This is a genomic window from Rhodococcus sp. Z6_132 (assembly GCF_058133635.1).
This window is the reverse complement of record NZ_JBYUNP010000001.1, coordinates 1,353,281-1,375,573: the sequence shown is the minus strand read 5'-3', so window position 1 is coordinate 1,375,573 and position 22,293 is coordinate 1,353,281. Positions and strand designations below refer to the sequence as shown.

Here is a 22,293-nt window from a genome sequence, read left to right as displayed (position 1 = left end):
ATCCCGGCCATGGTATCCCGGTACTAGAATTGGCGTCATGGTCAGGTTGCCGCTCACCCCCGCAGAGCTCGAGCGCGGACAGCGCCTGGGTGCGGTGCTCCGCCGGGCCAGGGGGGCGCGCTCGATGCTGGAGACCGCGCTCGATGCCGGTGTGTCGCCGGAGACCCTGCGCAAGATCGAGTCGGGCCGCGTGGCCACCCCGTCCTTCCCGACTGTCGCCGCGATCGCCGGCGTTCTCGGCCTCTCCCTGGACGCGGTCTGGGGCGAGGTCAACCAGCCCGAGGGCGGCGGGGGGCCAGCTCGCGCCAAGCGACTGGCCTCGCAGCTCGCAGTCCCGCTGCCGGACTAGCGGGGCAGGCCGAGGATGCGCTCGGCGGCCACGTTGAGCAGGATCTGGGTGGTGCCGCCGGCGATGGACAGGCAGCGGTCGTTGAGGAAGGTGCGCAGCAGCGGGCCCGCCTCGGCGGCGTCCGGGCCGAGCAGCTCCAGCGCTGCCTCCGACAGCGCCTGGCGGTGCCGCACCCCCACCAGCTTGCGCACGCTCGACTCCGGGCCGGGGTCCTGCCCGTCCAGCTGGCGCAGCGTGGTGCGCACCTCCAGCACCGACTGGGCCTGCCCCTCGCTCACCAGCACGCCCAGGGTCTCCCGCACGCTCTGGTCCGTGTCCAGCCCGCGCTCGGCGACCAGCTGCAGCAGCGCCTCCACCCCCTCCCCGAGGCTGGAGCCGCCACCCATCGCCACCCGCTCGTTGGCCAGCGTGGTCCGGGCCAGCTTCCAGCCGCCGTCGACCTCGCCGACCACCGCGTCGTCGGGCACGAGGACGTCGTCCAGGAACACCTCGTTGAACAGGGCGTCGCCGGTGATCTCCCGCAGCGGGCGGATGTCGATGCCCGGAGTGCTCATGTCCACCAGGAAGTAGGTGATGCCGCGGTGCTTGGGCACGTCGGGGTTGGTGCGGGCCAGGCAGATGGCCCAGGTGGCCTGCTTTGCCAGCGAGGTCCACACCTTCTGCCCGGACAGCCTCCAGCCGCCGTCCACCCGCACCGCCCTGGTGCGCAGCGCGGCCAGGTCCGAGCCCGCGCCGGGCTCGCTGAACAGCTGGCACCAGCGCACCTCGCCGGTGAGGGTGGGCCCCACGAAGCGCTCCACCTGCTCCGGGGTGCCGTGCTCCAGGATGGTCGGCACGGCCCAGGCGCCGATGACGATGTCCGGCCGGCTCACCCCGGCCCGGGCCAGCTCCTCGTCGATCAGCAGCTGCTGGGCAGGGCTGGCGTCCAGGCCCTGCGGGCGCGGCCAGTGCGGGGCGAGGAAGCCGGCGTCCACCAGGCCCTGGCGCTGCTCACCGGGTGCCATCGCCGCGATCTGCTCGGCCTGCCGGCGCACGTCGGCGCGGCCGGCCTCCGTCTGCTCCCCCAGGTCGACGCCGAGCGAGCGCCGGGTCCCGCCGAGGGCGAGGTCGGCGGTGCGCCGGCGCCAGCGGCCGCTGCCGCCGAGCAGCTGGCGCAGCACCAGCGCACGGCGCAGGTAGTAGTGCGCGTCGTGCTCCCAGGTGAAGCCGATGCCGCCGAGCACCTGGATGCAGTCCTTGGCGTTGTCCACCCCCGCGTCCAGCGCGGCGGCCGCGGCGACCGCCACGGCCAGCGCCCGCTCGGCGGCGGCGTTCCCGGTGCCGGGCCCCTCGGTGGCGGCGTCCCAGGCCGTGGCCGCGTCCCAGGCGACCGCGGTGGCCAGCGACTCCCGGGTGAGCATCTCCGCGCACAGGTGCTTGACGGCCTGGAAGGAGCCGATCGGCCGACCGAACTGCTCGCGCACCCGGGCGTACTCGGTGGCCGTCCGCAGGCACCAGCCCGCGACGCCGGCTGACTCCGCGGCGAACAGGCAGGCGGCCAGGTCGCGCACCTCCGCCGAGCTGATTCGCTCCAGCTGCCGCTCGGCCGGCACGCGCACCTGCTCCAGGCGCACGTGGGCCAGGCTGCGGGAGAGGTCGCTGGCCTGGCGCGGGTCCAGGTGCACCCCCGGCGTTCCGGCGTCGAGGACGAACCACACCTCGTCGGCGCCGACCGCGGTGCCCAGCACCAGGGCGGTGTCCGCGTCCGCGCCCAGCACCGGCCCGACCGAGCCGCTCACCACCAGCGCGCCGTCGGCGTCCCGCTCGGCGACCAGGGAGCCCGCCTCCAGGGCAACCGCCAGGCTGAGCGCACCCTCGGCCAGCGCGGGCAGCAGCTTCTGGGCGGCTGGGGCCCCGGAGCGCAGCAGCACCTGCCCCGCCAGCACGGTGCCCACCAGCGGGCCGGGCACGAGCGCGGCGGCGGCCGCCTCCACCACCACCGCCAGGTCCACGGTGGTGCCGCCAGCGCCACCGAGCTCCTCCGGCAGCCCCACCGCGAGGAACCCCAGCTCGGCGAAGGAGCTCCAGGCGGCGCGGGGCGCGTCCTGCTCAGTGCGGACCGCGTCCGCCGGGTGCGCCCGGTCGGCCCAGGCCTGGATGGCGTCCTGCACGGCGCGCTGCTCGTCGGTGGTGGCGATCGACACTGAGTTCACTCCTGATGAGGAATTGCACGGAGAGAGCGATAAGATTTCCCCACAGGGTAGAACGTGTTCCAGTCTTCTGCCGGGCAGTGCCACCCCACGCGTGTTAGGAACTCAGCATGGCTACCAAGCCGACCGACGACGGATCGGGCTCCTCGGCCCAGCGGGAGCGGCGCAAGCGAATCCTGGACGCCACGCTCGCGCTGTCCTCCAAGGGTGGCTACGACGCCGTGCAGATGCGCGCGGTGGCGGAGAAGGCCGACGTCGCGGTAGGCACGTTGTACCGGTACTTCCCCTCCAAGATCCACCTGCTGGTCTCCGCCCTGGAGCGCGAGCTGCAGCGGCTGCACGAGCGCGCCTCGCGGCTGCCCGCCCCCGGCGACACCGCCTACGAGCGGGCCCGCCGCATCCTGCGCCAGACCACCAACGGCATGCAGCGCGACCCGAACACCACCGAGGCCATGACCCGGGCGTTCATGTTCGCCGACGCCTCGGTGTCCGCCGAGGTGGATGCCGTGGGCCGGCTGATGGACACGATGTTCGCCAAGGCGATGTTCTCCGCCGAGCCCACCGACGAGCAGCGCGCGGTGGCCCGCGTGATCAGCGACGTGTGGCTGGCCAACCTGGTTGCCTGGGTCACCCGGCGGGCCTCGGCCACCGACGTGGCCAACCGACTCGACCTCACCGCCCGCCTGCTGCTCAGCCACGAGGACGTCACCTCGCCCCCCGAGTCCACCGCGCCCGCACACCCCACTGCGCCCGCCGAGTCCACCGCGCCCGCCGACCCCACTGCCTGAGCCACCCGGGCGGTCACCGCCCAGCCGGTTCGGGCGCCCTCGCGGCCCAGCCCACGTAAGTTCTCTGCCATGGGACTGCCCGTCGACCTCTGTGCCGCGCTCGAGACGATCGCCGCCACCCCGCGGCTGCTGGTGACGTCGGACTACGACGGCACCATCGCGCCGTTCGTGAGCGACCCCAGCCAGGCCTTCCCGCGCGAGGACGCCATCGAGCTGCTCAACGCCCTGGCCGACCTGCCCGACACCGCCGTGGCGCTGGTCTCCGGGCGCGCCAGGGACGACCTGGCGGTGCTGTCCGGCGCCGGTGCCGACGTGCAGCTGGTGGGCAGCCACGGCGCGGAGTTCGCCGCGGGCTTCACCCGGCCCCAGGGGCCCGCCGAGCGGGACCTGCACCGGCGGCTGCACGCCACCCTGCAGGCCATCGCGGCTGACCGACCCGGAGTCAGCCTGGAGGTGAAGCCGGCCAGCATCGCCGTGCACGTGCGCAACGCCGCCATGGACGTGGGCAAGCAGGTGCTGGAGCTGGTGCGCCTGGGCCCCGCCACCTGGTCAGGGGTGCAGGTCACCGAGGGCAAGGCGGTGATCGAGCTGGCCGTCATCGAGACCGACAAGGGGCTGGCCCTGAACCTGCTGCGCGAGCAGCACGAGGCGACCGCCGTGGTGTTCTTCGGCGACGACGTGACCGACGAGAAGGCGTTCCGGGTGCTCCGCGCGGACGACGTGGGCGTGAAGGTCGGCGAGGGCGTCAGCGCCGCCCGCTACCGGGTGGGCGAGATCGACGACGTGCTGTCAGCGCTGCGGGTGCTGCTGGACCTCCGCAGCGCCTGACCAGCCAGCGCCTGCCCCGCGCAGCGCCTGCCCCGCGCAGCGCCTGACCAGGCTCCGCAGGCCCGCCGGGGGTCAGGCCTGTCGGCGGCGCCGGGCGATCTCGGCCAGCACCACGCCGGTGGCCACCGACGCGTTGAGGCTCTCCACCGGGCCGGCCATCGGGATGCTCAACGTGGCGTCGCAGCTCTCCCGCACCAGGCGCGAGAGCCCCTTGCCCTCCGAGCCCACCACGATGACCAGCGGCTCGGTGGCGGCGGCGAAGTCGTCCAGGCTGGTGTCGCCCTCGGCGTCCAGGCCGACCACGGTGATGCCCTTGCCCGCCCAGTCCTTGAGGGTGCGGGTGAGGTTGGTGGCGCGGGCGACCGGCAGCCGGGCGGCGGTCCCGGCGCTGGTGCGCCAGGCCACGGCCGTGACGCTGGCGCTGCGCCGCTGCGGGATCACCACGCCGTGGCCGCCGAACGCCGCCACCGAGCGAATCACCGCCCCGAGGTTGCGCGGGTCGGTCACGTTGTCCAGCGCGACCAGCAGCGGGGCCCCGCCGTCGGCCCGGGAGCGGGAGAGCAGGTCGTCGGGGTGGGCGTAGGTGTAGGCCGGAACCTGCAGACCCACGCCCTGGTGCAGCCCGTTGTTGCTCATCCGGTCGAGGTCGGTGCGGGGCACCTCGAGGATGGCGATGCCGTGCTCGGAGGCGTAGCGCACGCTCTCGTCCAGGCGCTCGTCGGACTCGGTGCCCACTGCGATGTAGAGCGCGGTGGCCGGCACGCCGGCGCGCAGGCACTCCACCACGGGGTTGCGGCCCAGCACGGTCTCCGGCCCGTCCACGGGCTTGCCCGCGGGGCGGCCCCGGCCACCGCTGCTGGGGCGGCCCCCGGTCTGCGCGGCCTTCGCCTTGGCCTTGGCGCGGCGGTGCGCGGCGTGCTTGGTGCGCTCCTCCGCGGGCGGGGTGGCGCCGCGGGGCTCGAGACCCCGGCGGCGCTGACCGCCGGAGCCGACGGTGGCGCCCTTCTTGGCGTCGCCCTTGCGCACCGCGCCGCGGCGCGAGGAGTTGCCTGCCATCAGTGGACCTCTTCCTGTGGTGCTGCAGTCCGCTGCTGAGCATCTGTGTCTGGTTGCCCGGGGGAGCCCGGTGCGGGGGTGGTGGTGGTGCTGAGTGCCGGGGCCGCGTCGCGGATGCTCCACTGCGGGCCGTCGGGGGTGTCGGTGACCTCCACGCCTGCGGCCGCGAGGCGGTCGCGCACGGCGTCGGCGGTGGCGAAGTCCCTGGCGGCACGGGCGGCCTGCCTGCGCTCGAGCTCGGCGCCCACCAGCACCTCCAGCGCGTGGTCGGTGCCCGCGGAGTGCTCGGCCGCCGCCCAGTGCGGGTGCAGCGGGTCGACGCCGAGGATGTCCAACATGGCCCGCACGCTCGCCGCCGCCTCCAGGGCCGCGGCGTGCTCGCCGGCCTCCAGGGCGGTGTTGCCCTCCCGGACGCGCCCGTGCACCACGGCCAGCGCGGCCGGGACACCGAGGTCGTCGTCCATGGCAGCGGCGAACTCGGCCGTCACCTCGCCGACGGGCGGGGCGCTGACGCGCTCCCGCACCCGGTGCACGAACGACTCGCAGCGCCGGTAGCCGGCCGCGGCCTCCTGCAGTGCCTGCTCGGAGAACTCGATCATCGAGCGGTAGTGGGCGCCGCCGAGGTAGTAGCGCAGCTCCTGCGGCCGGATGCGCTTGAGCACCTCGGGCACCGAGAGCACGTTGCCCAGCGACTTGGACATCTTCTCCCCGCCCAGGGTCACCCAGCCGTTGTGCATCCAGCAGGAGGCGAACCCGTCACCGGCCGCGCGGCTCTGCGCCTGCTCGTTCTCGTGGTGGGGGAACACCAGGTCCAGGCCGCCGCAGTGGATGTCGAACTGCGGCCCGAGGTAGGCGCGTGCCATCGCCGAGCACTCCAGGTGCCAGCCGGGACGACCGTGGCCCCACGGGGTGGGCCAGGAGGGCTCGCCGGGCTTGGCGGCCTTCCAGAGGGTGAAGTCGCGGGGGTCGCGCTTGCCGGCGGCCGAGGTCTCGCCCTGGTGCACGTCGTCCAGGCGGTGCCCGGAGAGCTCCCCGTAGGCGGGGTAGCTGACCACGTCGAAGTACACGTTGCCCTCGGCGGCGTAGGCGTGGCCGGTGTCGAGGAGGCGCTGCATCAGCTCGATCATCTGGGTGACGTGTCCGGTGGCGCGCGGGGACACCGAGGGCGGCAGCACCCCGAGGGCGGCGTAGGCGTCGTCGAAGGCGCGCTCGTGCGTCGCGGCCCACTCCCACCACGGCCGGCCGTGGTCGGCGGCCTTGGTGAGGATCTTGTCGTCGATGTCGGTGACGTTGCGGACGAACAGCACGTCGCTGCCGTTGTGCGCCAGCCAGCGGCGCAGCACGTCGAAGGCGACGCCGCTGCGCACGTGCCCGATGTGCGGGACCCCTTGCACGGTGGCGCCGCACAGGTAGATGGACGCCTGCCCCGGCTTCAGCGGGACGAACTCACGCAGCGTGCGCGTGGCGGTGTCGTACAGGTGCAGGCTCACAACGGGCCATGCTACCGGCCTGCCTCAGCCCGCAGACGCCACCAGCAGCGCGGTTGCGGTGGCAGCCACGCCCTCGCCGCGGCCGGTGAGCCCCAGCCCGTCGGTGGTGGTGGCCGAGACCGACACGGGCCCACCGAGGACCTCCGACAGCAGGGTCTGCGCCTCCACACGGCGCGGACCCACCTTGGGGGTGTTGCCAATCACCTGGACGGCGGCGTTGCCCAGCTGCCAGCCGGCGTCGGTGAGCAGTCGGCGCACCTCGGTGAGCAGCTGCACGCCGGAGGCGCCGGCCCACTCGGGCCGGCCGGTGCCGAACACCGCACCCAGGTCACCCAGGCCGGCGGCCGACAGCAGGGCGTCGCACAGCGCGTGGCAGGCGACGTCGCCGTCGGAGTGCCCGGCCATGCCGTCCACCCCGGGGAACAGCAGCCCGGCCACCCAGCACTCCCGACCGGGCTCCACCGGGTGCACGTCGGTGCCGATGCCTACCCGCACGGGGTCGTCCTCACTGCTCGGCCAGCAGGGCCTGGGCCAGCCGCAGGTCCAGCGGGGTGGTGATCTTGAAGGCCAGCGGGTCGCCGGGCACCGTGTGCACCGGCGAGCCGCCACGCTCCACGAGCGCGGCGTCGTCGGTGGCGATCAGCTGTTGGGCGTGGGCCGTGCGCAGCACGTCCACGTGAAATCCCTGCGGGGTCTGCACCGCCCGCAGGGTGGCTCGCTCCGGGGTGGCGGTGACCAGCCCGGCGGCGTCCACCACCTTGATGGTGTCGGCCACCGGCAGGGCCGGCACCACGGCCACGGCCCCGGCGCGCAGGGCGTTCACCACGTCACAGGCCAGCTCCACCGGGGCGAGCGCACGGGCGGCGTCATGCACCAGCACGTACCGGGCACCCGGCACCGCCTGCACGGCAGCGGCTAGCCCGGCGCGCACCGACTCCGAGCGCTCCGCACCGCCGGCGACCACCAGCGTCGCCTCGTCCGCGTACTGCTCGGCGACCTCCGACACGAGGTCGGGGGCGACGACGATCACCACGAGGGCGAGGCCGTCGACGCCGAGCAGCACGTCGACGCTGCGTCGCAGCAGCGTCTTGCCCGCCAGCTGCACGAACGCCTTGGGCACGTCCGAACCGAGCCGCAGCCCGAGACCCGCGGCCGGCACGACCGCGACGACCTCACCCACGCCGGGCGTCCGGCTAGGAGGCCTCGACAAGAATCTCGTTGAGGATGCTGGTCGCCTTCTCCTCGTCAGTGCCCTCGGCGAGCGCGAGCTCGCCCACCAGGATCTGCCGAGCCTTGGCCAGCATGCGCTTCTCGCCGGCCGACAGCCCGCGGTCCTCCTCGCGCCGCCAGAGGTCGCGCACGACCTCGGCCACCTTGTTCACGTCACCAGAGGCGAGCTTCTCGAGGTTGGCCTTGTACCGCCGGGACCAGTTGGTCGGCTCCTCGGTGTGCGGGGCGCGGAGCACCTCGAACACCTTGTCCAGGCCCTCCTGGCCCACCACGTCACGGACGCCCACGTACTCGGCGTTGCCGGACGGCACGCGAACGGTCAAGTCGCCCTGTGCAACCTTGAGAACTAGGTATTCTTTTTCCTCACCCTTGATGGTGCGCGTCTCGATTGCCTCGATGAGCGCAGCACCGTGGTGGGGGTAAACGACAGTCTCGCCGACCTTGAAAATCATCTGCTCGCAGCCCCTTTCGCTCCCAGCAGTCTAGCATGCGGCTGACCTGCAGGTTGAACGTCTTCGCAGGTCAGGGGCCTAGGATCGGGAGCGTGGCCCCTGCGACGGGGGTTGACAACCCGCCCCGAACGTGCCTAATCGACCCGGTCTGACCGATGCACTACCACAACCACTAGTCTGCCTGTTCGAGTCGAGGCGCAACCGCGCTCGTACGGCGATCGATCGGCCCCGGGCCGCGCACCGTCTGAGAGGACGCACAGTGATCTGGTTGGGAAGCTCGGCGAGCCCCATGAGAAGTTCCGTGAAGGCCGCCATTGGCGCCGCGCTGGCCGTGGGTTCGGTCACCCTGCTTGCCGGCTGTGGCGCCGGGCAGGTCAACACCATCGGCAGCCAGGTTGCCGCCGTCAACGGCGCCACCGCCCGCGTCGGCGAGCTGACGGTGCTCGACGCCACCATCGCCGCCCCGGTCGGCGAGCAGTACTACTACCGGTCCGGCGAGAGCGCCCCGCTGCTCTTCACCATCGCGAACCCCAGCGTGCAGGGCGACAAGCTGGTCTCGGTCAGCAGCGCTGCCGCCCAGGAGGTGACGCTCTCCGGCGCCACCGACATCGGCGCGGGCACCAACCTGGTCGCCACCGCGCCGAACAGCTCCCAGCCCAGCGCCGCCGCAGTGGCCCCGGGCCGCTCGACGGACAAGGAGGGCCAGCTCACGGCCACCCTCGAGGGCCTCAAGCAGGACGTCGGCCCCGGCCCGACGGTGGACGTCACCTTCACCTTCGAGCGCGCCGGCCAGATCACGCTGCCCGTGCCGATGGGCGCACCGGCCACCACCGAGCGCCCCACCCCCAAGGCATCGACCGGCGAGCACTCCGACAGCAAGGGCGGTCACTGACCGCCGCTCGACCCCAGCTGAAGACGCAGCCCCGACGCCCCACGGCGCCGGGGCTGTGTCAGTTCAGTCGGGCATTGCGTCTGGGTGGGGCATTGCGTCTGGGTCGGGCACGGCGTCTGGGTCGGGCACGGCGTCCGGGTCGGGCACGGCGTCCGGGTCGGGCACGGCGTCCGGGCCTGTCGGGGGCGCCGCCTAGCCTGACCCGGTGGCCAAACCCCGGAGCACCTTTCGCTGCGCCCAGTGCGCGCACACCCTGAGCAAGTGGGTCGGCCGCTGCCCCGAGTGCGGCGAGTGGGGCTCGATCGCCGAGGCCCCGGCGCTGACCTCGGTCGGCGGTCGCAGCTCCGCCACCGCACTGGTCCCGGCCACTCCCGCGGTCCCGATGACCGAGGTCGACCTGCAGACCGCGACGGTGCGGCCCACCGGGGTGGCCGAGCTGGACCGGGTGCTCGGGGGCGGCATGGTGCCGGGCGCGGTGGTGCTGCTGGCCGGTGAGCCCGGCGTGGGCAAGTCCACCCTGCTGCTGGAGGTGGTGCGCCAGTGGGCACCGGGCAGCAAGGCCCTCTACGTCACCGGCGAGGAGTCGGCCGCGCAGGTGCGGCTGCGGGCCGAGCGGACCGACGCCGTGCACCCCGAGGTGTACCTGGCGGCGGAGACCGACCTGGCCACCGTGCTCAGCCACGTCGACCAGGTGCAGCCCGAACTGCTCATCGTCGACTCGGTGCAGACCATGTACGCCGCCGACGTGGACGGCGTGCCCGGCGGCGTCACCCAGGTGCGCGCCATCACCGCCGCGCTCACCTCGCTGGCCAAGGCCCGCGGGCTGCCGATCATCCTGGTCGGCCACGTCACCAAGGACGGTGCGGTGGCCGGGCCCCGCTCGCTGGAGCACCTGGTGGACGTGGTCCTGCACTTCGAGGGCGACAAGCACTCCACCCTACGGATGGTGCGGGGGGTGAAGAACCGCTTCGGGGCTGCCGACGAGGTGGGCTGCTTCGAGCTGCGGGCCGACGGCATCCACGGCGTCAGCGACCCCTCCGGGCTCTTCCTGCACCACCAGGGGGCCGCCGTGCCCGGAACGGCCGTCACCGTGGCCGTGGAGGGCAAGCGGCCCCTGCTGTGCGAGGTGCAGGCCCTGGTGGCCCCGTCCAGCCAGGCCACCCCGCGCCGCGCGGTGAGCGGGCTGGACTCCTCCCGCGTGGCGATGATCCTGGCCGTGCTCGAGCGCCGTGGCGGGGTGAAGGTCTCCGACGCCGAGGTCTACACCGCCACGGTCGGCGGCATGCGGGTCACCGAGCCGGCCGCTGACCTGGCCCTGGCGCTGGCCGTCGCCTCGGCCGCGAGCGACCGGGCCCTGCCCAGCAACCTGGTGGTCATCGGTGAGCTGGGCCTGGCCGGCGAGGTCAGGAGGGTCGCCGGCACCGATCGCCGGGTGACCGAGGCGCGCCGGCTGGGATTCACCCACGCCCTCGTCCCGCCCGACTCCGGGCCCATGCCGCCGGGGGTGCGGACCACCGTTGTGGCCGACATCCCTAGCGCGCTACGAGTGCTCTTCGGCTGATCAGGCACGATAGGCAACAACGCGGCGCCCGGGGGCGCCTGACCGGGTGCAACGAGGGGACAGTGAGTGGCTGAGCAGCCGATGTCGGCGCTGCGCACGACCTTGGCCCGCCTCGCGCCGGGCACGGGGCTGCGGGAGGGCCTCGAGCGCATCCTGCGGGGCCGCACCGGGGCGCTCATCGTGCTGGGCTACGACGAGCTGGTGGAGACCATCAGCGACGGCGGGTTCGAGCTGGACATCGAGTTCGCCCCGCCCCGCCTGCGCGAGCTGTCCAAGATGGACGGCGCCGTGGTGCTCTCCACCGACGCCACCCGCATCCTGCGCGCCAACGTGCAGCTGGTGCCCGACTACACCGTGCCCACCGGCGAGACCGGTACCCGGCACCGGGCCGCGGAGCGCACCGCGGTGCAGACCGGTTACCCCGTGGTCTCGGTCAGCCAGTCCATGGGCATCATCAGCGTCTACGTCGACGGCGTTCGCCACGTGCTGGACGACTCGGCCACCATCCTGTCCCGCGCGAACCAGGCGCTGGACACCCTGGAGCGGTACAAGTCACGCCTGGACGAGGTCACCCAGCAGCTGTCCGCGCTGGAGATCGAGGACTTCGTCACCCTGCGCGACGCCATGACGGTGGTGCAGCGCCTGGAGATGGTGCGGCGCATCTCCGCCGAGATCACCGGCGACGTGGTGGAGCTGGGCACCAACGGGCGGCTGCTGGCCCTGCAGCTGGCCGAGCTGGCCGGCGGCACGGACAACGACCGCGAGCTGGTGGTGCGCGACTACCTGCCCGGCGACGACGTGCAGCACGCCGCCCTGGGGCCGGTGCTCGACGCGCTCGACGCGCTGACCCCGCAGGACCTCATCGACCTCACCACCCTGGCCCGGGCGTTCGGGCTGCCCGGCTCGGTGGACAGCCTGGACATGCCGATGTCGCCGCGCGGCTACCGGCTGCTGGCCCGAGTCCCCCGGCTGCCCGGCCCCGTCATCGAGCGGCTGGTGGATGCCTTCGGCTCGTTGCAGGCGCTGCTGGCCGCCACCGCCGACGAGCTGCAGACGGTGGACGGGGTGGGCGAGGCGCGGGCCCGCTACGTCCGGGAGGGGCTGTCCCGCCTGGCGGAGTCCAGCATCGTGGAGCGCTACGGGTAGCAGCACTGCTGCTGCACTCGCCCCCACTGGGTTCACTCCACTGGGTTCACTCCACTGGGTTCACTCCACGATCGCGAAGGGCACCGGCGGGCTCTGCCGTGCCCCCAGCACCGCCATCACCAGGTAGCGGTCCGGCGGGACCGGCGTGCGCGGCGTGGCGCACCCCTCGGTGGAGGTGTTGGTGGACCACTGGGCGCTGTAGACCACCTGCTCCCCGGGAGCCAGCGCGCGGGCCTCGGTGGTGGTGCCTGGCGAGCAGTCGCTGCTCGACCACACCCGGGCCTTGTCGGCGGCGCGGTAGACCACCACCTGCTGCCGGTTGGGGCTCACGTCCAGCGCGCAGGGCTCGGTGCTGGTGTTGCTGAAGAGCAGCCGGAACACCGGCTGGGTGCCGCGCGGGTAACCAGGGGCGGCGGACTCGGCCCGGACCTCCACCGCGGAGTCGCTGCAGGGCGGCACCGGCACCCCGTCGCTGCCCAGCACCACCGGCGCGGGGCGGGGTGCCGTCGGGGGCTGCGTGGGGGCGGCTGCAGCGGTCTCCGAGGGCGCCGTGGCGGTGCCCGCGGTGGACGGGGCGGGGGTGTCCGAGGGCGCGACGGGGGTCGGCGGCAGGGTGAGTCTTGCGGTGGCGGGCTGCGGAGCTCCTGGCGAGGAGCCGAGCACGGACGTGAGCAGCCACACCACGGCCACCATCACGACCACTGCCGCTCCGACCAGCGCAGCGCGTCGTCGCAGGTAGACGTCTCGGGACTCCGGTCCCACGGGCTTGAGCACGAGCCGAAGGTAGCGTCCGACCCCCGGGTGCAGGGTGCAGCACCCCCGCGTGTCGCACGTACGGTTCTGCCGTGGACTCCGACGTGCTCAACACCTGGTTCGCCGCGACGGCGCGGGCGCTGCCGTGGCGGGAGCCCGGGACCACCGCCTGGGGGGTGCTGATGAGCGAGGTGATGCTCCAGCAGACGCCCGTGGCGCGGGTGGCGCCGGTGTGGCTGCAATGGGTGCAGCAGTGGCCGACGCCCGCCGACATGGCCGCGGCGTCGCCGGCCGAGGTGCTCCGCGCCTGGGGCCGGCTGGGCTACCCGCGCCGCGCCGTCCGGCTGCACGCCTGCGCCACCGCGATCGTCGAGCGCCACGACGGGGTGGTGCCCAGCGACGTGGACACCCTGCTGACCCTGCCCGGCATCGGCGCCTACACCGCCAGGGCGGTGTGCTGCTTCGCCCACGGTCAGCGGGTGCCGGTGGTGGACACCAACGTGCGCCGGGTGGTGGCTCGGGCCGTGCACGGGCGCGCCGAGCCCGGCCTGCCCTCGACCACCCGTGACCTGGCCGACGTGGCCGCGATGCTGCCCGAGGACGTGCCCAGCGCCGCCGTGTTCTCCGCGGCGCTGATGGAGCTGGGCGCCACCGTGTGCACCGCCCGCAACCCCGGCTGCCCGCAGTGCCCGGTGCGTCAGGAGTGCCGGTGGGTGGCGCTGGGCCGCCCGGCCAGCACCGAGCCCCGCCGTCCCGGGCAGCGCTTCGCCGGTACCGACCGACAGGTGCGCGGGCTGCTGATGGAGGTGCTGCGCACCAGCACCACGCCGGTGCAGCGGACGCAGCTGGACGTGGTCTGGCCGGCTGACCCCGTGCAGCGCGACCGTGCGCTGGGTTCCTTGCTCACCGACGGGCTGGTGGAGCAGACCGCCGCCGGTCTGTTCGCACTGGCCGGCGAGGGCGAGCCGGCCACCAGCTAGCCCGCTGGCAGCGAGCGCAGCAGCCCCTCCACCGCCGCTTGGTAGGCCTGTGGCGCGTCGTCGTGCACCAGGTGCCCGGCGCCGGCCACCACCAGGTGCGTGCACGGCGCCGCAGCCACCTCAGCCATCTGCGCCATCTGCCCGGGCGGGGTGAAGGAGTGCTCCGCCTCCAGCAGCAGGCTGGGCGCCCGCACGGCCTGCCACTGCGCCCAGTGGTCCCGGCTGCCCCAGTGCTCGGCGATGGCGAACCAGTGCGCCAGCTCGCCGTGCAGGTGCCAGCCGTCGGAGCGGTGGTCGAAGCTCTCCAGGAAGTAGCGCCCGGCCACCGGACCGAAGAACGCCAGCACCTCGTCCGGGTCGGTGAAGGGCACGGGCCACTGCTCCAGCTGCGCCATCCAGCCCACGGCGGTGCGCCCCCGGAAGTCCGGTGCCATGTCCTCCACCACCAGCGCGCGCACCAGCTCGGGGCGGGTCCCCGCCAGGCACCAGGCGTGCAGGCCACCCATGGAGTGCCCGAGCACCGCGACCGGGCCGGCGTCGATGCGCTCCACCGCGGCGGCGGCGTCAGCGACGAAGCGCTCGGTGTGCCAGGGGCCCCGCGCTGGCGCGTCGCCGTGGCCGGCGGCGTCCAGGGCCCAGACGTGGCCGTGCTCGCGCAGCCACGGCAGGCAGCGAACCCAGGTGCGGGCCCGTCCCATCAGCCCGTGGAGCAGGAGGATGGGCGGGCCGGCACCCCCGTAGTCGTGCAGCACGAGGCAGGACGCTACCCACCACCGGCGCGCACCCGCCCGCAGGTAACCTCGCGCCATGGCTGTTGTGAAGATCAACGCGATCGAGGTCCCCGAGGGCGCCGGAGCCGAGCTGGAGAAGCGCTTCGCGGCGCGGGCCGGAGCGGTGGAGGGCTCACCCGGCTTCCTCGGCTTCGAGCTGCTGCGCCCGACCGGCGGCGACAGCCGGTACTTCGTCTACACCCGCTGGGAGGACGAGGCCTCCTACCAGGCCTGGGCCGAGGGCTCGGGCATGGCGGCACACGCCGGCGAGCGGGCCAAGCCCGTGGCCACCGGTGCCTCGCTGCTGGAGTTCGACGTGGTGCTGCACGTCGACCCCAGCTGAGCACACGCTCACCCCTGGATCCGGTTGCGGTGGGGGGCAGGTAGTTCCGTCGCTGCGCGCGCCTTATCGTGTGCCGACAAGTCCTCAGCCCCTGAAGGGTCCTCCGATGCACCTGCGCCCTGCGGCAGCCGCGCTGCTTGCTGCCACCACCGTGCTCGTCGGCGCGGGTTGCAGCTCCGCCGAGCCGGGCGAGGCGGTTGCCGACCCCGCTGCGGCGGAGACGAGCCCCGCGGCACCGGCTGGCGAGGTCGGCCGGGCCCAGGCCGGCGGCTGGAAGGCGAGCGTGCTCGGCGTCGAGGACCCGTACACCAACCCGACGTCGATCTTCAAGCCGGCGGCCGGCACCCGGTGGATCGCCCTGGACGTGGAGGTCACCAACCTCACCGGGCAGGTGAAGATGGTGCCCACCATGCTCGGGTTCGGTCTCTACGACGGTGACACCAGGCTGACCGCGCCGGTGGGCCAGGGGTCTCTGTCGGACACCCTGGAGCCCAACGCCTCCAAGCGCGGCAAGCTGGTCTACCAGCTGCCGGCGGAGCAGCCCACCCGCGGGCTCACGCTGGTGGTGCGCGGCGACCTCGGCACCAGCAGCGAGCGCTCCCCGATCACCCTGCCCTGACGGCGCCTACAGCTTGCGCAGCTCGGGCAACAGCTCGGCCTCGGCCCACCGGATGAAGTCGGCCTGGGATCCGCGCCCGACCTGCGCCAGCGCCACCTCGGTGTACCCGGCCTCCACGTAGGGCCGCACGGCCTCGACGAAGAGCTCCACGTCCGGGCCACAGGCGATCGACTCGGCCACGTCCGCCGGACGAGTGTTGGCCGAGGCCGCCGCGAACGCCGCGGTGCCGGGCAGCTCGGAGTTGACCTTCCAGCCCAGGCTGAACCAGCGCATCAGCTCGTGCGCCCGCTCCACCGCGGTGTCCCGGTCGGGGTCGTAGCAGACCGGAACCTGGCCGACCCGGGGCTTGCCGGCACCGCCGGCCAGGTCGAACGCCTCCCCCAGCGAAGCCTTGGGCTCGGTGCCGATCATCACGTCGGCCAGCTCGCCGGCCAGCTCGCACGACTGCGGCCCGGAGACCGCCACCCCGATCTTGGGTGGCGGCGTGCCCACGTCCCACAGCTTGGCCGAGTCGACCTGGTAGTGGTCGCCGCGGTAGCTGAGGTACCCGCCGGTGAACAGCGCCTGGATGATCTGGATGGCCTCGGCCAGCATCTCGTGGCGGACGTTCACCGGGGGCCACCCACCACCGGTGACGTGCTCGTTGAGGTTCTCCCCGGAGCCCAGCCCCAGGGTGAACCGGCCGTCGGCGAGCAGGTCGACGGTGGCGGCCATCTGGGCGACCACCGTCGGGTGGTAGCGCTTGATGGGGCAGGTCACGTAGGTCATCAGGTCGATGGTGTCGGTGGCCTGGGCGACCGCGCCGAGCACGGAGAACACGAACGGCGCGTGGCCCTGGGCGTCCAGCCACGGGAAGTAGTGGTCGCTGGCGACGGCGAGGTCGAAGCCGGCCTGCTCCGCAGCCACCGCGTTGGCCACCAGGTCCTTGGGCGATGCCTGCTCCCCGAGCAGGGTGTAGCCGATGCGCACCATCAGGGCTTCCTCCCCAGCAGCGCCACCAGCTGGTCCATCGGGTTGTCCGAGCTGGTCTCCACCGGCGGGCCGAACACCGACGCACCGGCGAGGTTGTTGTCGCGGACGTAGGCCAGCACGTGCAGCACCGCAGCCGGGTCTGGCGTGTCGTCCGGCACGCCGGCGCCCCTGGCCAGGTCCCAGGCGTGCACGGTGAGGTCCAGCAGCATCTGCTCGGCGTACTCCCCGGCCGGGGTGGGCCCGAAGGACAGGTCCACCGTGGTGTCGTCGGACGCCGCCGCCCACGCCTCCCGGGAGGCGATCTCCACGGTGTCCCACGTACCTGCCGGGTCGTCGCCCAGGACGTCGCCGTCGTAGGCGTCACCCACCTGGGCCATGGTCTCCCCGGCGAGCAGGCGCGGCGCCCACAGGTGCTCGGCCGTCACGTGGTTGAGCAGGTCGCGCACCGTCCAGTCCGTGCACGGCGTCTGGTTGGTCCACGCGTCGTCGGGCAGCTGGTGCACCACCCTCGTGAAGTGGTCGAACCCCTCCTGGAGCAGCTCGCGGGCAGGGGCTTCGTCGGGAGTTGCCATGTCCCCTGTCTACCGGTGCCGAGCTGCGCACGCATCCGGAGGCGCCCCAGGCACCGGCCACGGCGGCGTGCCCGGACGCACGACACCGCCGCACCCTCGAAGGGGTGCGACGGTGTCGGGTTCGTGCAGGCGCCGCGGGTGGCTACTCGGAGCTGGACTCCGAGGTGTTGCCGCCCTCAGCCGCCTTGGCCAGGTCGATCGGCGGTGCGTCGGGAACCGAGTCGGGCTTGGCCTCGCCGCGGAAGGTGAACTTCGCGTCCTCCCCCGTGCCCTCGCCGTCCCAGTTCTCCACGTCCACGACCACGATCTGGCCGGGCTGGATCTCGCCGAAGAGGATCTTCTCCGACAGCTGGTCCTCGATCTCGCGCTGGATGGTGCGACGCAGCGGCCGTGCACCCAGCACCGGGTCGAAGCCCCGCTTGGCGAGCAGCTGCTTCGCCTGGTCGGTGATCTCGATCCCCATGTCCTTGTTCTTCAGCGCCGTCTCGACCCGGGTGATCATCAGGTCGACCATCTGCACGATCTCGTCCGAGGTCAGCTGGTGGAAGACCACGATGTCGTCGATGCGGTTGAGGAACTCCGGGCGGAAGTGCTTCTTCAGCTCGTCGTTGACCTTCTGCTTCATCCGGTCGTAGTTGGAGTCAGCACCCGATCCGCTGGAGAACCCGAGACCGACCGCCTTGGAGATGTCGCTGGTGCCCAGGTTGGACGTGAAGATGAGCACGGTGTTCTTGAAGTCCACCGTGCGGCCCTGACCGTCAGTGAGACGGCCGTCCTCGAGAACCTGCAGGAGCGTGTTGTAGATCTCCTGGTGCGCCTTTTCGATCTCGTCGAACAGCACCACGCTGAATGGCTTGCGGCGCACCTTCTCGGTGAGCTGTCCGCCCTCTTCGTAACCGACGTATCCGGGCGGGGCGCCAAACAGCCGAGACGCTGTGAAGCGGTCGTGAAACTCGCCCATGTCGATCTGGATGAGTGCGTCGTCGTCACCGAAGAGGAAGTTCGCCAGCGCCTTGCTCAGCTCGGTCTTTCCCACACCGGACGGGCCGGCGAAGATGAACGAGCCACTGGGCCGCTTCGGGTCCTTCAGTCCGGCGCGCGTGCGACGAATTGCCTTGGCAACAGACGTGACTGCCTCACGCTGACCAATGATGCGCTTGTGGAGCTCGTCCTCCATGCGCAGCAGCCGAGTGGTCTCCTCCTCGGTCAGCTTGAACACCGGAATACCGGTCCAGTTGCCCAGGACCTCCGCGATCTGCTCGTCGTCGACCTCGGCCACGACGTCCAGGTCACCGGCACGCCACTGCTTCTCGCGCTCGCTCTTCTGGCTGAGCAGCTGCTTCTCGGTGTCCCGCAGGCTGGCGGCCTTCTCGAAGTCCTGCGCGTCGATCGCGGACTCCTTCTCCCGACGCGTGTTCGCGATCTTCTCGTCGAACTCCCGCAGGTCCGGCGGCGCGGTCATCCGGCGGATGCGCATCCGGGCACCGGCCTCGTCGATCAGGTCGATCGCCTTGTCCGGCAGGAAGCGGTCGGAGATGTAGCGGTCGGCCAGCGTGGACGCCGCCACCAGGGCGCCGTCGGTGATGGAGACGCGGTGGTGCGCCTCGTACCGGTCACGCAGACCCTTGAGGATCTCGATGGTGTGCTCGACGCTGGGCTCGCCCACCTGCACGGGCTGGAAGCGCCGCTCCAGGGCGGCGTCCTTCTCCACGTACTTGCGGTACTCGTCCAGGGTGGTGGCACCGATGGTCTGCAGCTCACCGCGAGCCAGCATCGGCTTGAGGATGGAGGCCGCGTCGATCGCGCCCTCGGCCGCACCGGCACCGACGAGGGTGTGGATCTCGTCGATGAACAGGATGATGTCGCCGCGGGTGCGGATCTCCTTGAGCACCTTCTTCAGGCGCTCCTCGAAGTCGCCGCGGTAGCGGCTGCCGGCCACCAGCGAACCGAGGTCCAGGGTGTACAGCTGCTTGTCGGTGAGCGTCTCGGGGACCTCGCCGGTGACGATGGCCTGCGCGAGGCCCTCGACCACGGCGGTCTTGCCGACGCCCGGCTCACCGATGAGGCACGGGTTGTTCTTGGTGCGCCGCGACAGCACCTGCATGACCCGCTCGATCTCCTTCTCCCGCCCGATGACCGGGTCGAGCTTGCCCTCGCGGGCAGCCTGGGTGAGGTTGCGACCGAACTGGTCGAGCACCAGCGACGTGGACGGGGTGCCCTCGCTGCCGCGCCCGCCGGACTCCGCGGGCTCCTTGCCCTGGTAGCCCGACAGCAGCTGGATGACCTGCTGACGGACCCGGTTGAGGTCGGCGCCGAGCTTGACCAGCACCTGCGCGGCGACACCCTCACCCTCGCGGATGAGACCGAGCAGGATGTGCTCGGTGCCGATGTAGTTGTGGCCGAGCTGCAGGGCCTCCCGGAGGGAGAGCTCCAGCACCTTCTTGGCACGCGGGGTGAACGGGATGTGCCCGGACGGCGCCTGCTGGCCCTGGCCGATGATCTCCTCGACCTGGCTGCGCACACCCTCGAGGGAGATGCCGAGCGACTCCAGCGACTTGGCGGCGACACCCTCACCCTCGTGGATGAGGCCGAGCAAGATGTGCTCGGTACCGATGTAGTTGTGGTTGAGCATCCGGGCTTCTTCTTGAGCCAGGACGACGACGCGCCTGGCGCGGTCAGTGAACCTCTCGAACATGGCGCTCCTCACACTCCTGCTGCGGTGTCCGCCACGACGTGTCTCGCCACGGGGAACGTCCGCCTACTCTAGTGGGCCGCTTGCAGCCACGTGGCGCTCACGGGGTCTTTAACAGCGACTCACCGGTCCAACGCACCGGCCCCACCAAGCGATCCCGTTCTCGCTACGCCCAGGGCGAACAGCGAAGGACCCCCGCCCAGGAAGGGCAGGGGTCCGTCGTGCTGCTGCTCGGGAGCGCTCAGCTGGCCTGGTGGTAGGCCTCGATGATCGCGGCCGGGATGCGGCCGCGGTCGGAGACCTCGTGGCCGGAACGGCGGGCCCACTCGCGGATCGCGGCACTCTGCTCGCGGTCCACCGAGGCGCGGCCCTTGGTGGTCGATCCACGAGAAGTGCGCTTGCGTCCACTTTCCTTGCGGGCGTGCGCAATCCACATTGCGAAGTCGTTGCGGAGCTTCTGCGCATTGTCCGCGGATAGGTCGATCGAGTAGTTCACACCGTCCACAGAAAACTCGACAGTCTCGTCAGCAGCGAGCTCGTCGTCGATGTCGTCAACGAATGTGACGGTGACCTTTTGCGACATTAGTCGACTTCCTTTTCCCTCATGTTGATCGGTGTCACCGAGAGTAGCGCAATTCAGCCGCCGGGTCGAACCAGCGGAAACAGGATCGTGTCCCGGATCCCGCGCCCAGTAAGCGCCATCAGCAACCGGTCGACACCCATTCCGGTTCCCGTTGTGGGCGGCATCGCATACTCCATGGCGGTAAGGAAGTCCTCGTCCAGCCGCATGGCCTCGTCATCACCTGCTGCAGCCAGGCGCATCTGCTGCACAAAGCGCTCTCGCTGCACCACTGGATCAACCAGCTCGGAATATCCGGTGGCGAGCTCGAAACCGCGCACATACAGATCCCATTTCTCGACAACACCGTCAATTGTGCGGTGCTGCCGAGTCAAAGGTGAAGTCTCCACAGGGAAGTCGCGCACGAAGGTGGGTGCGACGAGGTCGTCGCCGACCAGGTGCTCCCACAGCTCCTCGACCAGCTTGCCGTGCCCGTGCGCCGGATCGACCGGCATCTCCACCCGCTCGGCCAATGCACGCAGCTGCTCCACGCTGGTGGCCGGCGTCACTTCCTCGCCGATCGCGGCGGAGAGGGAGGGATACATCTCCAGCGTGGTCCACTCACCACTGAGGTCGTACTCCGTGCCGTCGGCGAGAGTGACCACCTGGGTGCCGAACGCAGCCTGCGCCACTTCCTGCACCAGCTCGCGGGTCATTCGGGCGGAGTCGTCGTAGGTGCCGTAGGCCTCGTAGGTCTCCAGCATCGCGAACTCCGGGGAGTGCGAGGAGTCCACACCCTCGTTGCGGAAGTTCCGGTTGATCTCGAACACCTTGTCGATGCCCCCGACCACGCACCGCTTGAGGAACAGCTCCGGGGCGATGCGCAGGTAGAGGTCCAGGTCCAGGGCGTTGGAGTGGGTGACGAACGGGCGTGCGGCCGCGCCCCCGTGCAGGGTCTGCAGCATGGGGGTCTCCACCTCCAGGAAGCCGCGCTGCTCCAGGGAGCGGCGCAGCTCGCGCACCACGGTGCTGCGGTGGCGGACCATGTCGCGCGCGGCCGGGCGCACGATCAGGTCCACGTAGCGCTGGCGGATGCGGGTCTCCTCGCTCAGCTCCTTGTGCGCCACGGGCAGCGGCCGCAGGCTCTTGGCCGCCATCCGCCACTCGTCGGCCATCACGCTGAGCTCACCGCGGCGGGAGGTGATCACCTCGCCGTGCACGAAGACGTGGTCGCCGAGGTCGACGTCGGCCTTCCAGGCGGCGAGGGACTCCTCACCGACGCCGGCCAGGCTGAGCATCGCCTGCAGCTGGGTTCCGTCGCCCTCCTGCAGGGTGGCGAAGCAGAGCTTTCCGGTGTTGCGGATGAACATCACCCGGCCGGCGACCCCGACCTGCTCGCCGGTGGCGGTGTCCGGCTCCAGGCCCTGGTGGGCGGCGCGGACCTCGGCGAGGGTGTGCGTGCGGGGCACCGCGACCGGGTAGGGGTCGAGGCCCTCGGCGAGCATCCGTTCCCGTTTGCCCTGCCGGATCCGCATCTGCTCGGGAAGGTCGTCAGAGGAATGCGGCTGCGCGGCGTCGGTCACGGGTCCCCAGCCTAGCTACGGTGCGTCAGCGTCCTGCACCACACGCACCCCGGGCACCGCGAGCGACGTCAGCGGTCGGTGAGCACGTCCACCAGCCCCGCGGCCTGCAGCTGCTGGTAGCCGCCGACGAGGTCGGTGGCCCGGTGCAGGCCCAGCTGCTGCAGGGCGGCGGCGGCCAGGCTGGAGGTGTAGCCCTGCGAGCACATCACCACCCAGGCGACGTCGTGGTCGACGGCTTCCGGCAGCCGGGCGTCGCTGGCGGGGTCACAGCGCCACTCCAGCACGTTGCGCTCGATCACCAGGGCGCCGGGCAGCTCGCCCTCCTCGGCGCGCTGGGCGGCGGGGCGGATGTCCACCACCACCGAGCCCGCACGCACGGCCGCGGGCAGCTGCTCCGCGCTGAGTCGGTCCAGCCGGGCGCGGGCCTGCTCCAGCAGCTCGTCGATGGTCATGGTGGTGGCCCTCCCGG

General features: G+C 72.2%; 22 protein-coding genes and 1 pseudogene. 9 read left to right on the top strand and 14 right to left on the bottom strand.

The genetic code is table 11. The annotated features are described in order from the left end of the window. The first annotated feature begins 37 nt into the window (after positions 1–37). Entirely contained in the window at positions 38–349 is a 312-nt protein-coding gene (locus tag AC3YO9_RS06435; RefSeq protein ID WP_489982518.1) for a helix-turn-helix domain-containing protein, read from the top strand. Here AC3YO9_RS06435 and AC3YO9_RS06430 read toward each other — a convergent pair. Beyond that, positions 346–2,532: an acyl-CoA dehydrogenase family protein gene (locus AC3YO9_RS06430; protein WP_489982517.1), complete on the bottom strand. Its 2,187-nt coding sequence runs from the start codon at positions 2,530–2,532 to the stop codon at positions 346–348. The genes AC3YO9_RS06435 and AC3YO9_RS06430 overlap by 4 nt on opposite strands. A gap of 116 nt (positions 2,533–2,648) precedes the next feature. Here AC3YO9_RS06430 and kstR point away from each other — a divergent pair, with 116 nt between their 5' ends. After that, the gene (gene kstR / locus AC3YO9_RS06425; protein WP_489982516.1) at positions 2,649–3,326 is read left to right on the top strand and encodes a cholesterol catabolism transcriptional regulator KstR; all 678 of its coding nucleotides are present in this window, start codon (positions 2,649–2,651) and stop codon (positions 3,324–3,326) included. Positions 3,327–3,395: 69 nt separating this feature from the next. Continuing rightward, positions 3,396–4,154, top strand: coding sequence for a trehalose-phosphatase (otsB, locus tag AC3YO9_RS06420; RefSeq protein WP_489982515.1), 759 nt, complete (start codon positions 3,396–3,398; stop codon positions 4,152–4,154). Positions 4,155–4,226: 72 nt separating this feature from the next. Here otsB and rlmB read toward each other — a convergent pair whose 3' ends face one another. The 5 genes and pseudogenes from rlmB to AC3YO9_RS06395 all read right to left on the bottom strand — a co-directional run bounded on the left by rlmB (position 4,227) and on the right by AC3YO9_RS06395 (position 8,382). After that, a complete protein-coding gene (gene rlmB, locus AC3YO9_RS06415; RefSeq protein WP_489982514.1) occupies positions 4,227–5,210 on the bottom strand; it encodes a 23S rRNA (guanosine(2251)-2'-O)-methyltransferase RlmB in 984 nt (327 codons plus the stop codon). A gap of 110 nt (positions 5,211–5,320) precedes the next feature. Then, positions 5,321–6,700 (bottom strand): annotated as a pseudogene (gene cysS, locus AC3YO9_RS06410) (cysteine--tRNA ligase); the annotation flags it as partial. A 24-nt stretch (positions 6,701–6,724) separates the two neighbouring features. Then, on the bottom strand, positions 6,725–7,195 hold the full coding sequence (gene ispF, locus AC3YO9_RS06405) for a 2-C-methyl-D-erythritol 2,4-cyclodiphosphate synthase (RefSeq protein ID WP_127781864.1): 471 nt from the start codon (positions 7,193–7,195) through the stop codon (positions 6,725–6,727). Between the two features lie 10 nt (positions 7,196–7,205). After that, a complete protein-coding gene (gene ispD, locus AC3YO9_RS06400) occupies positions 7,206–7,880 on the bottom strand; it encodes a 2-C-methyl-D-erythritol 4-phosphate cytidylyltransferase (protein WP_489982513.1) in 675 nt (224 codons plus the stop codon). A 13-nt stretch (positions 7,881–7,893) separates the two neighbouring features. Next, positions 7,894–8,382, bottom strand: a complete 489-nt coding sequence (locus AC3YO9_RS06395; RefSeq protein WP_127781862.1) for a CarD family transcriptional regulator — start codon at positions 8,380–8,382, stop codon at positions 7,894–7,896. A gap of 289 nt (positions 8,383–8,671) precedes the next feature. On the opposite strand from AC3YO9_RS06395, the gene AC3YO9_RS06390 reads away from it, so the two are divergent. The 3 genes from AC3YO9_RS06390 to disA all read left to right on the top strand — a co-directional run bounded on the left by AC3YO9_RS06390 (position 8,672) and on the right by disA (position 11,981). Further along, complete coding sequence (locus tag AC3YO9_RS06390; protein WP_489982512.1) at positions 8,672–9,274, top strand: copper chaperone PCu(A)C domain-containing protein; 603 nt, start codon at positions 8,672–8,674, stop codon at positions 9,272–9,274. Positions 9,275–9,479: 205 nt separating this feature from the next. After that, entirely contained in the window at positions 9,480–10,835 is a 1,356-nt protein-coding gene (gene radA, locus AC3YO9_RS06385; RefSeq protein ID WP_127781860.1) for a DNA repair protein RadA, read from the top strand. Positions 10,836–10,916: 81 nt separating this feature from the next. Continuing rightward, a complete protein-coding gene (gene disA, locus AC3YO9_RS06380) occupies positions 10,917–11,981 on the top strand; it encodes a DNA integrity scanning diadenylate cyclase DisA (protein ID WP_127784585.1) in 1,065 nt (354 codons plus the stop codon). Between the two features lie 60 nt (positions 11,982–12,041). On the opposite strand, the gene AC3YO9_RS06375 is transcribed toward disA, so the two are convergent. Continuing rightward, positions 12,042–12,755, bottom strand: coding sequence for a hypothetical protein (locus AC3YO9_RS06375; protein WP_489982511.1), 714 nt, complete (start codon positions 12,753–12,755; stop codon positions 12,042–12,044). A 71-nt stretch (positions 12,756–12,826) separates the two neighbouring features. Between AC3YO9_RS06375 and AC3YO9_RS06370 the strand changes: the two genes are divergently transcribed. Then, on the top strand, positions 12,827–13,714 hold the full coding sequence (locus AC3YO9_RS06370) for an HhH-GPD family protein (RefSeq protein ID WP_489982510.1): 888 nt from the start codon (positions 12,827–12,829) through the stop codon (positions 13,712–13,714). Here AC3YO9_RS06370 and AC3YO9_RS06365 read toward each other — a convergent pair. Next, positions 13,711–14,466 carry an alpha/beta fold hydrolase gene (locus tag AC3YO9_RS06365; RefSeq protein WP_489982509.1) on the bottom strand — a complete coding sequence of 252 codons (756 nt, stop codon included), beginning with the start codon at positions 14,464–14,466 and terminating at the stop codon, positions 13,711–13,713. The two genes, AC3YO9_RS06370 and AC3YO9_RS06365, sit on opposite strands and share 4 nt — an antisense overlap. A gap of 55 nt (positions 14,467–14,521) precedes the next feature. Here AC3YO9_RS06365 and AC3YO9_RS06360 point away from each other — a divergent pair, with 55 nt between their 5' ends. Both AC3YO9_RS06360 and AC3YO9_RS06355 read left to right on the top strand, forming a co-directional pair. Continuing rightward, positions 14,522–14,827 (top strand): antibiotic biosynthesis monooxygenase family protein, encoded by a 306-nt coding sequence (locus AC3YO9_RS06360; protein WP_127781856.1) that lies wholly within the window; start codon positions 14,522–14,524, stop codon positions 14,825–14,827. Between the two features lie 106 nt (positions 14,828–14,933). Beyond that, positions 14,934–15,446 carry a DUF4352 domain-containing protein gene (locus AC3YO9_RS06355; protein WP_489982508.1) on the top strand — a complete coding sequence of 171 codons (513 nt, stop codon included), beginning with the start codon at positions 14,934–14,936 and terminating at the stop codon, positions 15,444–15,446. Between the two features lie 6 nt (positions 15,447–15,452). Here AC3YO9_RS06355 and AC3YO9_RS06350 read toward each other — a convergent pair whose 3' ends face one another. The 6 genes from AC3YO9_RS06350 to AC3YO9_RS06325 form a co-directional block, all read right to left on the bottom strand. After that, positions 15,453–16,418, bottom strand: coding sequence for a TIGR03557 family F420-dependent LLM class oxidoreductase (locus tag AC3YO9_RS06350; protein WP_489982507.1), 966 nt, complete (start codon positions 16,416–16,418; stop codon positions 15,453–15,455). Continuing rightward, the gene (locus tag AC3YO9_RS06345; protein ID WP_489982506.1) at positions 16,418–16,990 is read right to left on the bottom strand and encodes a TIGR03086 family metal-binding protein; all 573 of its coding nucleotides are present in this window, start codon (positions 16,988–16,990) and stop codon (positions 16,418–16,420) included. The genes AC3YO9_RS06350 and AC3YO9_RS06345 overlap by 1 nt, the downstream gene beginning before the upstream one ends. Positions 16,991–17,132: 142 nt before the next feature. Then, positions 17,133–19,685 carry an ATP-dependent Clp protease ATP-binding subunit gene (locus AC3YO9_RS06340; protein WP_127781852.1) on the bottom strand — a complete coding sequence of 851 codons (2,553 nt, stop codon included), beginning with the start codon at positions 19,683–19,685 and terminating at the stop codon, positions 17,133–17,135. Between the two features lie 238 nt (positions 19,686–19,923). Beyond that, positions 19,924–20,265 carry a histone-like nucleoid-structuring protein Lsr2 gene (locus tag AC3YO9_RS06335; protein ID WP_127781851.1) on the bottom strand — a complete coding sequence of 114 codons (342 nt, stop codon included), beginning with the start codon at positions 20,263–20,265 and terminating at the stop codon, positions 19,924–19,926. 53 nt (positions 20,266–20,318) lie between these two features. Further along, positions 20,319–21,776: a lysine--tRNA ligase gene (gene lysS, locus AC3YO9_RS06330; protein ID WP_489982587.1), complete on the bottom strand. Its 1,458-nt coding sequence runs from the start codon at positions 21,774–21,776 to the stop codon at positions 20,319–20,321. A gap of 116 nt (positions 21,777–21,892) precedes the next feature. Further along, positions 21,893–22,276: a rhodanese-like domain-containing protein gene (locus tag AC3YO9_RS06325; RefSeq protein ID WP_489982505.1), complete on the bottom strand. Its 384-nt coding sequence runs from the start codon at positions 22,274–22,276 to the stop codon at positions 21,893–21,895. Between the last annotated feature and the right edge of the window lie 17 nt (positions 22,277–22,293).

What these genes read in the sequence shown, in the direction of transcription:
- kstR (WP_489982516.1), top strand. Translation starts at nt 2,649, where the DNA reads ATGGCTACCAAGCCGACCGACGACGGATCGGGCTCCTCGGCCCAGCGG.
- otsB (WP_489982515.1), top strand. Translation starts at nt 3,396, where the DNA reads ATGGGACTGCCCGTCGACCTCTGTGCCGCGCTCGAGACGATCGCCGCC.
- lysS (WP_489982587.1), bottom strand. Translation starts at nt 21,776, where the DNA reads ATGCGGATCCGGCAGGGCAAACGGGAACGGATGCTCGCCGAGGGCCTC.
- AC3YO9_RS06435 (WP_489982518.1), top strand. Translation starts at nt 38, where the DNA reads ATGGTCAGGTTGCCGCTCACCCCCGCAGAGCTCGAGCGCGGACAGCGC.
- AC3YO9_RS06340 (WP_127781852.1), bottom strand. Translation starts at nt 19,685, where the DNA reads ATGTTCGAGAGGTTCACTGACCGCGCCAGGCGCGTCGTCGTCCTGGCT.
- rlmB (WP_489982514.1), bottom strand. Translation starts at nt 5,210, where the DNA reads ATGGCAGGCAACTCCTCGCGCCGCGGCGCGGTGCGCAAGGGCGACGCC.
- AC3YO9_RS06350 (WP_489982507.1), bottom strand. Translation starts at nt 16,418, where the DNA reads ATGGTGCGCATCGGCTACACCCTGCTCGGGGAGCAGGCATCGCCCAAG.
- AC3YO9_RS06390 (WP_489982512.1), top strand. Translation starts at nt 8,672, where the DNA reads ATGAGAAGTTCCGTGAAGGCCGCCATTGGCGCCGCGCTGGCCGTGGGT.
- AC3YO9_RS06395 (WP_127781862.1), bottom strand. Translation starts at nt 8,382, where the DNA reads ATGATTTTCAAGGTCGGCGAGACTGTCGTTTACCCCCACCACGGTGCT.
- AC3YO9_RS06355 (WP_489982508.1), top strand. Translation starts at nt 14,934, where the DNA reads ATGCACCTGCGCCCTGCGGCAGCCGCGCTGCTTGCTGCCACCACCGTG.
- AC3YO9_RS06325 (WP_489982505.1), bottom strand. Translation starts at nt 22,276, where the DNA reads ATGACCATCGACGAGCTGCTGGAGCAGGCCCGCGCCCGGCTGGACCGA.
- AC3YO9_RS06360 (WP_127781856.1), top strand. Translation starts at nt 14,522, where the DNA reads ATGGCTGTTGTGAAGATCAACGCGATCGAGGTCCCCGAGGGCGCCGGA.
- disA (WP_127784585.1), top strand. Translation starts at nt 10,917, where the DNA reads ATGTCGGCGCTGCGCACGACCTTGGCCCGCCTCGCGCCGGGCACGGGG.
- AC3YO9_RS06335 (WP_127781851.1), bottom strand. Translation starts at nt 20,265, where the DNA reads ATGTCGCAAAAGGTCACCGTCACATTCGTTGACGACATCGACGACGAG.
- AC3YO9_RS06345 (WP_489982506.1), bottom strand. Translation starts at nt 16,990, where the DNA reads ATGGCAACTCCCGACGAAGCCCCTGCCCGCGAGCTGCTCCAGGAGGGG.